This is a genomic window from Botryobacter ruber (assembly GCF_003347595.2).
Classification (GTDB): Bacteria; Bacteroidota; Bacteroidia; order Cytophagales; family Hymenobacteraceae; genus Pontibacter; species Pontibacter ruber_A.
The window spans coordinates 250,693-263,398 of record NZ_QCZK02000024.1; the positions used below are offsets into that span (position 1 = coordinate 250,693).

Genomic DNA, 12,706 nt, shown 5'->3' on the forward strand with positions numbered 1-12,706 from the left:
CGTAGCTTTACACCGGTTACAAAGAAAAAAGTAGTTCTGCTCCTGCCTCCACAGCCTCTGCTCCACACCAGCAAGGGCTGAAAACAAAAACAGGCGGAGCAGCCTGCTTCTGATCCGGGCTACTCCGCTTGCTTCTATTTCCGGTATTCTTTCTCCAGTTCCATGTTAATGGCTACACCTGCCTTGGCACCTTCTGCGGCAGCTACAATTACCAGTTGCATATCGCGGGAGGCATCGCCGGCTACAAACAGGCCTGGTATGTTCGACTTCTGCTGCCGTCGGGTCCTGATAACACCTTTTGAAGTAAACTCGCAGCCCAGCTGTTCGCCCAGGTCGCATTGCTGCATGGTGCCTGTTGCAAAAAACAGAACCTCCTGCTCACGCACCTGGCCGTTTTGCAGCACAATCCGCTGCAGCATCCCTTCCTCTCCCTCCAGCCGGGCAATGGACGAGGTGCAGATACCAACACCGTTCCGCTTCAGCGCATCGCGGTCCGACTGCGTCAGTTTATCGGTACCGTCGGTGTAGAGGGTGATGTTGTCGCTCCAGGTTTTCATGGCCAGCGCCTGCCCTACACCTTTGCGATCTTTGCCATACACGGCAATGGCCTTGTCCCGCGATTCCCATCCGTCGCAGTACTGGCAGTGGTGCACGCTGGTGCCATAAAAATCCATGATGCCTTCCACTTCCGGCATAATATCTTTCAGGCCGGTGGCAAGCAGAAACTTTTTAGACCGGTACACATTGCCGTCTTCATCGTTCACTACAAACTCGCCTTTGGTGTAGGTAGCGGTTTTTACAAGTTTAAAAATAAGTTCTATATCATACTTCTGCAGTTCTGTCCTGGCCAGCTCAATAAATTCTTTGGGCTTGATGCCATCGCGGGTCAGGAAGCCATTCATGCTTTGCGACCAGCGGTTGCGGGGCTGCTGGGTATCGAACACAGCCACTCTGCGCCTGCACCTGCCCAACAACATGGCAGCACTCAGACCGGCAGGTCCTCCTCCAACTATTATTACATCGTACATTACTTGTTCAAATTAAATTTGTGTGTAGTAACGTAGGATGTCCTGTTTAGGTAACGCAGCAGCCTGAATTTTTAAGGTTTGGAGTTTAGGGGTTAGAGAAGTAGAGAGGTAGTAAACATGTATGGGTTGAAGATTTTCAACCCTGTATCAGAGAGGCAGAGGCGTTGGGGGGGAAGGCTGTAGAGACGCGGTGCCCGCGTCTCCTGCACGAACCCCAAACAATCTTAAATCCGTGTCATCCTTGAATCTGTTTAATCCGTGATTCAGACAAACAAAAAATCACAAAAATCAATTAAATCACACGAATCAGCGGTTCAGACAAGCAGCAGAAGCAATGGAGGCAGGAGCAGAAAGAAAGTTTTTTGTCTGAACCTGGATTAACCAGATTAGTGGATTAACAGGATTGGGTTTGTCTGTGATTCGTGTAAGGGTTTAAAATTTTAAACCCTTACAAAAACTCTACCTCTCTAACTTTCTAACTCTCTACCTCTCTAACTCCCAAACTCCCTGATCAATGTGCATCGAGCCAGTTCTGTCCTACCCCCAGGCCAACTTCCATCGGCACGCTGAGCGGCAGGGCGTTCGTCATCAGCTCTACGATTTTTGGCGTTACAATTTCAACTTCCTCTTTGGGCGCATCGAAGAGCAATTCGTCGTGCACCTGCAGAATCATGCGGGTTTGCAGGCGCTCCTGCTGCAGGTACTCCCGGATGTTGATCATGGCAATTTTAATGATGTCGGCAGCCGTACCCTGGATAGGTGCGTTGATGGCATTGCGCTCGGCAAAGCCGCGGATGGTGGCGTTGCGCGAGTTGATGTCGCGGAGGTAGCGGCGGCGGCCCAGCAGCGTTTCCACATACTCCTGCTCCCGCGCTTTTTCGATGGCCGAATCCATGTACTCCTTCACGGCCGGGAATTCTGCAAAATACGCTTCGATGATATCAGCTGCTTCACGGCGCGGGATGTTGAGGCGTTCCGACAAGCCAAAAGCAGAAATACCGTAAATGATGCCGAAGTTGATGGTTTTGGCCTTGCGCCGCATTTCGCTGTCTACCTTATCGAGGGGCACATGAAATACTTTGCTGGCGGTGGAAGCGTGGATATCGAGGCCTTTCTGGAAGGCTTCGCGCATGGTCTGGTCGCCGCTGAACTCTGCCATAATGCGCAGCTCGATCTGCGAGTAGTCGGCAGAGATGAGCAGGTGTTTGCTGTCGCGGGCGACAAAGGCTTTGCGGATTTCACGGCCACGCTCGGTGCGTATCGGGATGTTCTGCAGGTTTGGATTCGTAGAGCTCAGGCGACCGGTGGCGGTAACGGCCTGGTTAAACGAGGTGTGTACGCGGTTATCCTGCTCGCACACCAGTTGCGGCAGCGCATCCACGTACGTCGATTTGAGCTTGGTGAGCTGCCGGTGGTCCAAAATCAGCCCAACAATTTCATGCTCCCCCGCCAGCTTCGACAGGATTTCTTCGCCGGTGGCGTGCTGGCCGGTCTTGGTTTTCTTTATTTTGCCTTTGCCATGCAGCTGCAGCTTGTCAAAAAGAATCTCCCCGAGCTGTTTTGGCGAGCCGATGTTGAATTCTTCTCCGGCTATTTTATAGATTTTGGTTTCGATCTGCCTGATCTCCTGCTCCAGTTGCAGCGAGAAATCGGCCAGCGCATTCGAGTCGATGCTGATGCCTTCTTTCTCGATGTCGGCGAGCACCTGCACCAGCGGGTTCTCTACCTCATGAAACAGCTTCCGGAGGCCCTGCTCCTGCAACAGCGGCGCAAAATAGCGCTTCAGGCGTAAGGTGATGTCGGCATCTTCGGCGGCGTAATCTTTTACCTCTTCCGGCGTCAGGTCGGCCATGGTCAGCTGCTTTTTGCCTTTAGGACCGATCAGGTCGGTGATGGGGACGGGGCTGTAGTGAAGGTAAGTTTCGGCGAGCACATCCATGTTGTGGCGCATCTCCGGCTCCAGGAGGTAGTGCGCCAGCATCGTGTCGAATATCGGTCCCTGCACCGCCACGTTGTAGTTTTTGAGCACCAGGATGTCGTACTTGATGTTCTGCCCGATCTTGAGGATGTTGCTGTTTTCGAGCACCGGCCTGAACTCGTCTACAATCCGTTGCGCCTCCTCCGGGTTGTCGTGCGGCACCGGCACATAATAGGCCTCGCCGGGCACGTAGCTGAACGACATACCCACCAGCCGCGCTACAATGGCATCGATACTGGTTGTTTCGGTATCAAACGAAATTTCCTCCTGCTTAAGCAGGTAAGTTACCAGGCTCTGGCGCAGCTCCGGGGTGTTGATCAGGTGGTAGTCGTGCAGCGTATTGCTGATGTTCTGCATCGTCTGCGGCACTGCTTCCTCAACAGCTGCTTCCGCTACGGCAGTTTCTCCGAACAGGGATGTCTGGTTTTCGCCGGCGCCTTTGGCTTTACGTGTGGACGTTTTAGCCGGAGCTGCCGTTGCCGAACCTAAGGTTTCGCCCAATACCCGCTGCGCCAGCTGCCGGAACTCCAGCTCTGCGAACAGCTCGGTCAGCCGTTCTTTGTTCGGGCCATCGTAGGTAAGCGCTTCTTCGTTAAAGTCGAGCGGCACGTCGCAATGGATGGTCGCCAGCTCCTTCGACAGCAGGCCCTGCTCGGCAAATTTTTCTACATTCTCCTTCTGCTTTCCTTTCAGTTTATCGGTGTTGACAATTAGGTTTTCGACCGAGCCGAACTGCTTGATGAGCGACTTGGCTGTTTTTTCGCCAATACCCGGTATGCCCGGTATGTTGTCCACGGCATCGCCCTGCAAACCCAGAATATCCTTTACCTGTTCTACCCGCTCAATTTCCCACTTCTCCAGCACTTTCTGCACATTCCACACCTCCACAGCATTGCCTAAAAAAGCAGGCTTGTACAGGAACACGTGGTCTGTCACGAGCTGGCAGTAGTCTTTGTCGGGTGTCATCATGTACACATCGAAACCTGCTTTCTCGCCCCTGCAAGCCAGCGTACCGATAATATCATCCGCCTCGTAGCCATCCAGGATCAGCACCGGGATGTTAAAGGCTTCCACAATCTTTTTGCAGTAAGGGATGGCCAGTGTAATATCTTCGGGCTGTGCCTGCCGGTGTGCCTTATACTCAGCAAAATTGTCGTGCCGGAAGGTTTTGGCCGCAGAGTCGAAGGCCACGCCGATGTGCGTAGGCTTCTCTTTGGTAAGCACTTCGACCAGGGTGTTGGTAAAACCCAAAGCCGCTCCGGTGTTCATGCCTTTGGAGTTGATGCGCGGATTTTTACTGAAGGCAAAGTGTGCCCTGTAGATAAGTGCCAAGGCATCTAACAGGAAAAGTTTTTTTCGTGGTTCGCTCATGGGCTAAAGTTAGTCAATAATTGAGGAAAATGAAGCAGCGCAGCTCCTGGTTTGGCAGTAAAACCATCCGACCGGCGGGACTGTTTCATTCTGCATTTGATTAATGAAATCTTCAACAGAAACTAATTGTCATTTCGAACGCAGTGAGAAATCTGAATAATAACAGGCATTTGTGTCAGTACCAGATTTCTCACTGCGTTCGAAATGACATAAAATATTAGAACGAAACGATTCTACGGCCGGCGGGATATTGGGGTGCAGCTGCTTTACCCGCAAAAGTTCGGTTGTGTACCACAATTCCTCAAACTGTAGAAAATTTTCCACACTCCGCTTCCCCGTTCCCCAGTTTGTTGACACTCAACACAAAAAGACAAACATCTAATTTTCAGGCACTTAATACCTTTTTTTGACTTTTGGCACAGTTCTGACATATGGGAGTTCATTATCAATTAAAAATTTAAACAACTTAAACACTGATATGAAAAAGGTAACAGTTTTAGCAGCAGCTATCGCACTATTCGGATTTACAGCTATCGAAGCAAACGCACAAACTCAAAATACAGAGCAGCCAACTTCTACCCAGCAGCCTACCGCACAAGCTCCTGAAGAGCAGCGCGAGAAAGTAACGCAGGAGTCGCTTCCGGCCCCGGTACAGGAAGTACTGAAGCAGGATGCGCTGAAAGACTGGCAGGTAAGCGAAATTTATAAAATTGCTGCTGCTGCCGAAGGCGAGAAAACACAATACGAAGTTTTCTTCACCAACGCACAGCAGGAAAAAGCGAAGATTCGTGTAGACGAAACCGGCGCCATCATCACCGACAAACCAGAACAAACCAATACACCAGCACAAACAGACACAAAAGAGTAAAGTAACACGAAGCTACATCTTCAAAGAAGCCTCCGGTATCGGGGGCTTTTTTGTTTTCCGGCTTTTCTGCAGCAGCCACCACTGCCTCTGCTCCGACACTGAGCCGCAGGAAGTTCTTCTTTGGGCCGCAGCATAAATTCCTGTCGCCATTTGCGCCGATCCTGCGTATATTGCTGCCTGAGATGCCACACCTACTACTAATTGACGACGATTCTTCCTTCTGCCTGATGCTGGCTACGTTCCTGCGCAAGCAGCAGTACAGCGTGAAAACCGCCTACACGGCAGGCGAAGGACTGCAGCTGCTGAAAGAGGAACCATTCGACCTGGTGCTCACCGATTTCCGCCTGCCCGACCGCGACGGCCTGGAGCTGCTGAGCCAGATACGGGTGCTGTCGGCTGATGTGCCCGTTATCCTGATGACGCATTACGCTGATATCCGGACAGCCGTGAAAGCGATAAAAATGGGCGCTTTCGAGTACATCACCAAACCCCTGAACCCCGACGAGACACTGCTCACCATCCAGAAGGCGCTGCAGAAAAAGAGTTCCGAACCAGCTGCAACAGCAAGCAGAAGTGCGGCAACAGGTTTTGCTTTTGTGACCGGAAACAGTCCGCAGGCCGCTAAACTTGACGAGTACATTGCCCTGGTAGCGCCTACCAACATGTCGGTGATTATCGAGGGCGAGAGCGGCACCGGGAAAGAGTATGTCGCCCGCCGCATTCACCTCCGAAGCAAGCGTTCGGATAAGCCTTTTGTCGCGATAGACTGCGGCGCCCTCTCGAAGGAACTGGCCGGCAGCGAGTTATTCGGTTATGTGAAAGGGGCATTTACAGGCGCGATGGGCAACAAGGAAGGCCAGTTTGAAGCAGCCAACGGCGGCACGCTCTTCCTCGACGAGATTGGTAACCTGCCTTATGAAGTGCAGGTACAGCTGCTCCGGGCCATACAGGAGCGGAAGGTAAAGAAAATTGGCAGCACCACCGACCTGGATGTGGATGTGCGCATTATTGCCGCTACCAACGAGGACCTGGTGCAGGCCGTGAGCCGCGGCGAATTCCGCGAAGACCTGTACCACCGCCTCAACGAGTTCAAGATAAACGTCCCGCCGCTCCGCAACCGCGGCGCTGATATCCTGCTGTTTGCCAACCACTTCCTGGAGCAGGCCAACCACGAACTCAACCGGAACATCACCGGCTTTGCCCTTGCAGTAAGCGATGCGTTTGAGCGCTACAACTGGCCCGGCAATTTGCGGGAGATGAAGAACGTGGTAAAGCGGGCGGTGCTATTGGCCAAGACCGACAAAGTAACGCTGGAAGAACTGCCCTCCGAAATTGCGAATGCCACTGAGGCTCCTGTAGCTGCCACCACACCCACGCCTGCCGAAGCACCAGCTCCGCAAGCCACCGACCTCCGGAGCACCGTTGAGCAAAGCGAGCGGGAGCAGATCATAGCGGTACTGGAGCGGGTAAAGTACAACAAATCCAGGGCCGCCCGCCTCCTCAACATCGACCGGAAAACGCTTTACAACAAGATCAAGCTTTATGGTATTGATGCGTGAGGGGATGAGGAATGGGACTACAATAACAAGACTAGCATCACATCGTTAAATATAGAAAACAGAAGTCTTATGAGTACGGAACAACTAAGAAACCTGGTTATCGACAAAATATCGGCTATTGAGGACGAGAATTTTCTACAGGCGATAAAAACTATTCTTGATACAAACACTGCTGCTTCTGGCGTTTATAAGCTCACCGAAGACCAAAAGCATAAAATTGCTATTGGCTTAGAGCAGCTAAATAAGGGACAGGTAGTAAGTAATGAGGATTTGGAGAAAGAAGAGGACGAATGGCTAAAAGAATAGTCTGGTCACTTCAGGCCAAAGAAGACAGAAGAGAAATTCTGGAATATTGGTTTAAAAGAACCGGCAACAAAAAATACAGCCAAAAGTTAGCTCACCAGTTCAGAGAAACGGTAAAATATATTGCAACTTACAACTATCTTGGGCGAGCTACAGATATGGAGGATGTGCGTGTGGCTGTTAGCGGACATTATTTAATTTTCTACCGATTACTGGAAAAGGTGGTGGAAGTCATCTCTGTTTTTGATAGCAGAAGAAATCCGGACACACTCACATTAAAGGGTGATAAAAAGTAACCCTACAGCACCAACCGCTGCTCCGCTTCCCGCAAACTCTTTACCTCCGCAGCAATAGCCTCCAGTACCACCGGCACCCCCACCTGTAGCTGTTCCACTACCCACTGCAGGCGCACTGCCTCCTGCTGCTCCTGGTGCAATACCTGCTCCAGCTCGTCCAGCAGCTTTACAACCGACTGCGCCCGCAGGTGCTTAAAGGCAGTCTGCATTTTGTGCGCCAGCGCCCCTGCCTGCTGCCAGTCATTTGCAGCGGCAGCCGCTAACAGTAACTGGAAATTCTGGCGGTGGTCGTTCAGCAAAGCTTCTAAAATGGCAGCTAAGGCCTCGTCGTCATCGCCTGCGAAGGCTTTTATTTCTGACAGGTCATAAGCAGGCCCTTTACTTTCCGTTTGGAGGAGCAGAGGCTGTGGTGGCTGCAGCAGCGAAATTCCTGGCGCACTTTTCAGCACTTTTGCCAGTTTCCGGTACAGCTCCTGCTCCGAGAAAGGCTTCAGGAGGTAATCGGTGATGCCGGTGTTGGCAAAGAACTGCTGGTGCCGGCTCATGATGTTGGCGGTCAGTGCGATGATTGGAATTGTAGCATCCTGCTTCCGGATGGCTCTGGCGACTGCCTTGCCACTCATGCCCGGCAGCTGTATATCCGTCAGCACCGCATCAAACTTTTCCTGCCCGATCCGTTGCAGCGCTTCCTGCCCGTCGTTGGCCAGCTGCACGGTTACGCCCCAGCGTTTGAGCATCATCTCGCAGAGGGTGCGGCTGTAGGCATCGTCGTCAATTACCAAAACCTTGCTGCCTTTAAACGCCTGCGCCTGCGGTTGCCCTTGCGTTTGCGGCTCCGGTTGTGCGGCTGGAACTGTCGCTTTTTTGAATGGCAGTCTGATCGTAAAAGTCGTACCCTGACCCGGCACACTTTGCAGCGTCAGGTTGCCGCGCTGCATCTCTACCAGCTGTTTGCTAATCGAAAGGCCCAGCCCGGTACCGCCATATTTCCGGATGATAGAATCGTCGGCCTGGTTAAACTCGCCAAACACGTGCTCCGCCTGCTCCAGCGGAATACCAATACCCGTATCGGCCACTGTAATACAGACCACCACCCTGCCCCGCCGCTGCGACTGCAGGCTGCACACCACGCGCACCTGCCCCTGGTGAGTGAACTTAAGAGCGTTATCGGCCAGGTTGAAGAGCACCTGCTTCAGGCGCAGCGGGTCGCCGAGCAGATAGGCGGGCAGTTCTTTGTCTGCCTCACAGCTAAAGGCGATGCCTTTGGTTTCTGCTTTCAGGCGGAATACCTGCTCCAGCTCGGCCAGCAGCTGTTGAATATTGAAGGGTGTTGCCTCCAGCACCAGCTTGCCTGCCTCCAGCCGCGAAAGGTCGAGCACGTCGTTCACAATGTGCAGCAAGTGTTCGCCGGCACTGCTGATGGCCTGCAGGTGTTCCTGCTGCGCTGCCTGCAAGGGTGTTTGCCCAAGCTGTTCTGCAAAACCCAGCACCACATTCAGCGGCGTGCGTATTTCGTGGCTCATGTTAGCGACAAAGGCCTCTTTGGCACGCGCCAGTTGCAGCGCCTCTTTGCGGGCGCGTATCAGCTGCGCTTTGTAGGCATTGCTGCGGGTAAGGTCGCGGAGGATGATCCAGATAAACAAAATGCAGCTTATCAAGCCAAACGCTCCGATGCAAAGCAGCACCACCGATGTTTTATTTACGATGGCGCGGGCACTGGCGGAATTCTGCGCCGCCTGCTGCGCCTCGCTACGCTCCAGGCTGTATATCATGGCCCGTATCTGGTCCATGATCTGCTTGTCCTGCTGCAGCAGGGCCAGCTCTTTGGCCGCTACTTTTTTATCGTGCCGGCTTACTTCGGTTTTGATGTCCTGCAGGATGTGTTTAACGGCTGACACCTGGGCAACAGGCTGCGGAAGCGGCGTGGTCGTGGTATCGACACAAATTTCCTGCTCCAGGAGTACACGTGGCGCTGCTGGAGCAGAAGCAACCTGTTCTGCCTGTTCCCTGGACTGGCGCTTTGAAAATAGCCTGCCCAGGAAGCCGCGCCTGTCGTCAGCAGGTTGTGCTGCAGCTTCTGTTGGCGGGTTAGTTCTGGGCGCTATCGTGGTGGTGGTTTGCTCTTTGATGATGGTGGTGGCAGGCTGCCTGGAAGCAGATAAGGTGATCTGGCGCAGCGCTTTATCGGAGAAGTTTAATTCGCGTCGCTGCTTTTTTAACTCCACGTACCGCGCCATGCTCTGCTGCTTGGCCTGGAGCAACACCGAAACAGAATCCAGCTGCGTCAGCTCATGAGTGCTTCCGTTCATCAAGGTGCGCAGGGTATCTACCTGCCGGTCGATGTCCTCCAGGTGGGCCAAATAGGCTTTGAAATACTGGTCGTCGGTGGTAAGCGTGTAGGCCCTGATGGCACTTTCGGCCGTGGCAATATCGGCCAGCGTATGATGCAGCTTCGCCAGCTTTACATTGGGCTGCGACAGCAACTCTACTGACGAAAGTAGTTTGGTGAAACTTGCATAAAAAAGATAAATAGCAACAGCCACTACCGTAATGGAAAGGCAGAAACCTGTTACTACTTTTGCTTTGGTTGTTTCTTTAAAGAACCTCATGTAATCTTGCGCAGGCTGTATTTTGGAAAGCAAAACAGCCATTTGCCTGGTTGGTGCTGGTAACTTAACGAAAAATTGTGTGAAATGATTGCGGCGTCAGCTTAAATTGGTCGGACACAGCAACTTCCGCAGCAGGATTATTGTAGCAACAACCCGGACTGCAGGTGATGTGCTAAGGCAGTGGTGACAGTAGCTGCAGAAAAAAACTTAAAAAAAGGGGCAAAAAATAAAGGCGCTGCTCAGGAAATAAGCTTCCCGTCAGCGCCTTTCATCGTTTTACTTTCTTCTTTTACCAGTCGCTGCTGGCGCCGCCGCCGCCAAAGGAGCCCCCGCCGAAACCGCCGAAGCCTCCTCCTCCGCCCCCGCCAAACACGCCGCCGCCTGTCCTAAAGGTGCCGAAGCCGCCGGGAATGAAGATGGGGCCGCCCAGTGTGCGTGCTCCTCTGCGCCCACCACCTCTGCCACCGCCGCCGCCTCTCCTGGCCAGGATAAAGACAACGAGCATCACGATCAGGATAATCAGGAAAAGCGGAGGTCCGTCATCTTCCTGCGCCCGCCGTTGCTGTTCCGGGGGGGCCTGGTATTCGCCGCTGGCCATGCTGATGATCAGGCTGGTGGCTTCGTCAAGACCTTTGTAATATTGTCCCTGCCTGAAATTGGGGCTTAGGGTGCGTTCGGTGATTCGTTTGGCAATGGCATCGGGCACGATATGTTCCATGCCGTAACCGGTAGAGATGGCGACTTTGCGTTCGTTCTTTGCCACCAGGATCAGCAGGCCGTTATCTTCCTCTTTTTCGCCAATACCCCAGCGCTCGCCAAGCCGGGCAGCGTAATCATTGATATCATACCCTCCGATGGAGGTAAGGGTAACAACTGCTAGCTGGGTAGAGGTGGTGTCGTAGTAGTTTACCAGCTTTTGCTCCAGAGCCGCTTCTTCGCTGACGCTTAGCATGTCGGCCATGTCGTTTACCAGCCGCGGCGGGCTGGGCCGGGGCGGGAAATCGCTGTCCTGCGCGGCTGCCAGTAAACTTGCGAGGCAAAAGGTAAAGAGAAAAATAAAGTGCTTCATGTTGGTTATTTATACGCCGAACGAAACATCGTTGCTCAATTCGTTTGTGTCGCCTTTCTGGTCGTAGGGGAAGTGTGCTTTCAGCTGCTCGCCTGCCATCAGGATACCCTCCGACAGCCCCTGGGCATATTTCTTTTCTTTGAAATACTTGATGACAGTGGCCGTTACGTCTTCCCAGAAATGCTCGGGCACAATGGCATTGATACCGGCATCGCCTAACACAGCAAAGCGGTGGTCGAGCAGGGCTACGTAAAACAGCACACCATTGCGCAGCCTGGTCTGGTGCATGTGCAGTTCGGCGAATACTTCGGTGGCACGGTCCAGTGTATTGCCCTTGCAGCGGTTCTCGATGTGCACACGTATCTCACCCGACGTATTCAGCTCGGCCTGCCGAATCGCTTCCATTATCTTTTCTTCGTCTGCTTCGGTTATAACGTCTCTGGGCATGGTTTGAAGTTTAAGAGTTAGAGAGTTTGGGAGTTTGGGAGTTAGAGAGTTAGAGAGTTTAGGAGGTAGAGAGGTAGAAATTTTGGAATTTTTGTAGGGGTTGAAAATCTTCAACCCTTTAAGAGAGCCTGGAGTGATCATGTGTATTAGCTGTAGAGACGCGGTGCTCGCGTCTCCTGCACGAACCACAGACAAACCCAATCCTGTTATTCCTTAAATCATCTTCATCCTGTTCAGACAAACCCTAATCCTGAAAATCCTGATTCAGACAATTAATCGTGCGAGATCAAAATCAGGTTAATCAAAAAAATCACCGTAAATCAAAGGTTCAGATAACTCATCCAATTAAAACTGTACGGTTGGAGCTCGTTCTGCGCCGGGGTCTGCCTGGAAGTGGCCTTTGCGTTCGAACCCGAAAATGCCGGCCATCAGGTTGTTCGGGAATGACCGGACGGTGGTGTTATAATCCTGCACCAGTTCGTTGTACTTCCGCCGCTCTACGGCTATCCTGTTTTCGGTGCCTTCCAGCTGTGCCTGCAGTTCCAGGAAGTTCTGGTTTGCCTTGAGATCGGGGTAAGCCTCTACGGTAGCCATTAGCCTCGACAAAGCTCCGCTCAGCTGGTTCTGTGCCTGCTGAAAACGTGCAATGTTTTCGGGCGTCAGATCGTCGGCGCTTAACTGGATACTGGTGGCTTTGGAGCGGGCGTTCATCACGGCTTCCAGGGTCTCTTTCTCGAAGTTGGCTGCTCCCTTCACGGTGTTTACCAGGTTCGGAATCAGGTCGGCACGCCGCTGGTATACGTTTTCTACGTTAGCCCACTGCCCCTGCACCGCCTCGTCTTTCTGCACCATGGTGTTGTAGCCACAGGACGATTGTGAAGCCAGAATAACAAAGCCAATCAGGTAAAAGAATAGTTTTTTCATGTGTTTTGTTTGTAAGGTGTGCATGTTCAAAGTCTGTTGCCCTAAGCGATATGAGTACGAAATTAACAGACCATCGTTTAAATCAACGCGAAATATTCAAAAATTAGTATGTTTTACCTTCGTTAGTTCCTGGTATAGCGGCTGCACAGTCAGCTTTTGTGCCGGGCACTGCGTAAAATAAACCTCAACAGCCGCTCAGATTGACACTTAAACCGGGAGTAGTTATTTAATGCAGTCATTATTTAATATATTGC

General features: G+C 52.3%; 10 protein-coding genes. 4 read left to right on the forward strand and 6 right to left on the reverse strand.

Annotated elements, in window-relative coordinates; all coding sequences use genetic code 11:
• Positions 1-134: 134 nt before the first annotated feature.
• Together DCW36_RS06415 and polA are read right to left on the reverse strand one after the other, a co-directional pair.
• The gene (locus DCW36_RS06415; RefSeq protein ID WP_114777519.1) at positions 135-1,028 is read right to left on the reverse strand and encodes an NAD(P)/FAD-dependent oxidoreductase; all 894 of its coding nucleotides are present in this window, start codon (positions 1,026-1,028) and stop codon (positions 135-137) included.
• Between the two features lie 511 nt (positions 1,029-1,539).
• Positions 1,540-4,377 carry a DNA polymerase I gene (polA, locus tag DCW36_RS06420; protein WP_114777520.1) on the reverse strand — a complete coding sequence of 946 codons (2,838 nt, stop codon included), beginning with the start codon at positions 4,375-4,377 and terminating at the stop codon, positions 1,540-1,542.
• 478 nt (positions 4,378-4,855) lie between these two features.
• On the opposite strand from polA, the gene DCW36_RS06425 reads away from it, so the two are divergent.
• From DCW36_RS06425 to DCW36_RS06440, 4 genes are all read left to right on the forward strand, one after another.
• Positions 4,856-5,245, forward strand: coding sequence for a hypothetical protein (locus tag DCW36_RS06425; protein WP_205702883.1), 390 nt, complete (start codon positions 4,856-4,858; stop codon positions 5,243-5,245).
• A 182-nt stretch (positions 5,246-5,427) separates the two neighbouring features.
• The gene (locus tag DCW36_RS06430) at positions 5,428-6,804 is read left to right on the forward strand and encodes a sigma-54-dependent transcriptional regulator (protein ID WP_114777521.1); all 1,377 of its coding nucleotides are present in this window, start codon (positions 5,428-5,430) and stop codon (positions 6,802-6,804) included.
• A 69-nt stretch (positions 6,805-6,873) separates the two neighbouring features.
• Positions 6,874-7,110 (forward strand): hypothetical protein, encoded by a 237-nt coding sequence (locus DCW36_RS06435; RefSeq protein WP_114777522.1) that lies wholly within the window; start codon positions 6,874-6,876, stop codon positions 7,108-7,110.
• Positions 7,095-7,403 (forward strand): type II toxin-antitoxin system RelE/ParE family toxin, encoded by a 309-nt coding sequence (locus DCW36_RS06440; RefSeq protein ID WP_114777523.1) that lies wholly within the window; start codon positions 7,095-7,097, stop codon positions 7,401-7,403. Before DCW36_RS06435 ends, DCW36_RS06440 begins: the two co-directional genes overlap by 16 nt.
• A gap of 2 nt (positions 7,404-7,405) precedes the next feature.
• On the opposite strand, the gene DCW36_RS06445 is transcribed toward DCW36_RS06440, so the two are convergent.
• The 4 genes from DCW36_RS06445 to DCW36_RS06460 form a co-directional block, all read right to left on the reverse strand.
• Entirely contained in the window at positions 7,406-10,012 is a 2,607-nt protein-coding gene (locus DCW36_RS06445) for a hybrid sensor histidine kinase/response regulator (RefSeq protein ID WP_114777524.1), read from the reverse strand.
• Between the two features lie 289 nt (positions 10,013-10,301).
• On the reverse strand, positions 10,302-11,081 hold the full coding sequence (locus tag DCW36_RS06450; protein ID WP_164891047.1) for a TPM domain-containing protein: 780 nt from the start codon (positions 11,079-11,081) through the stop codon (positions 10,302-10,304).
• A 9-nt stretch (positions 11,082-11,090) separates the two neighbouring features.
• On the reverse strand, positions 11,091-11,528 hold the full coding sequence (locus DCW36_RS06455) for a TPM domain-containing protein (protein ID WP_114777525.1): 438 nt from the start codon (positions 11,526-11,528) through the stop codon (positions 11,091-11,093).
• A 345-nt stretch (positions 11,529-11,873) separates the two neighbouring features.
• Positions 11,874-12,452 carry a LemA family protein gene (locus DCW36_RS06460; protein ID WP_114777526.1) on the reverse strand — a complete coding sequence of 193 codons (579 nt, stop codon included), beginning with the start codon at positions 12,450-12,452 and terminating at the stop codon, positions 11,874-11,876.
• Positions 12,453-12,706 lie beyond the last annotated feature (254 nt).

What these genes read in the sequence shown, in the direction of transcription:
- DCW36_RS06425 (WP_205702883.1), top strand. Translation starts at nt 4,856, where the DNA reads ATGAAAAAGGTAACAGTTTTAGCAGCAGCTATCGCACTATTCGGATTT.
- DCW36_RS06435 (WP_114777522.1), top strand. Translation starts at nt 6,874, where the DNA reads ATGAGTACGGAACAACTAAGAAACCTGGTTATCGACAAAATATCGGCT.
- DCW36_RS06460 (WP_114777526.1), bottom strand. Translation starts at nt 12,452, where the DNA reads ATGAAAAAACTATTCTTTTACCTGATTGGCTTTGTTATTCTGGCTTCA.
- DCW36_RS06430 (WP_114777521.1), top strand. Translation starts at nt 5,428, where the DNA reads ATGCCACACCTACTACTAATTGACGACGATTCTTCCTTCTGCCTGATG.
- DCW36_RS06445 (WP_114777524.1), bottom strand. Translation starts at nt 10,012, where the DNA reads ATGAGGTTCTTTAAAGAAACAACCAAAGCAAAAGTAGTAACAGGTTTC.
- DCW36_RS06455 (WP_114777525.1), bottom strand. Translation starts at nt 11,528, where the DNA reads ATGCCCAGAGACGTTATAACCGAAGCAGACGAAGAAAAGATAATGGAA.
- DCW36_RS06450 (WP_164891047.1), bottom strand. Translation starts at nt 11,081, where the DNA reads ATGAAGCACTTTATTTTTCTCTTTACCTTTTGCCTCGCAAGTTTACTG.
- polA (WP_114777520.1), bottom strand. Translation starts at nt 4,377, where the DNA reads ATGAGCGAACCACGAAAAAAACTTTTCCTGTTAGATGCCTTGGCACTT.
- DCW36_RS06415 (WP_114777519.1), bottom strand. Translation starts at nt 1,028, where the DNA reads ATGTACGATGTAATAATAGTTGGAGGAGGACCTGCCGGTCTGAGTGCT.
- DCW36_RS06440 (WP_114777523.1), top strand. Translation starts at nt 7,095, where the DNA reads ATGGCTAAAAGAATAGTCTGGTCACTTCAGGCCAAAGAAGACAGAAGA.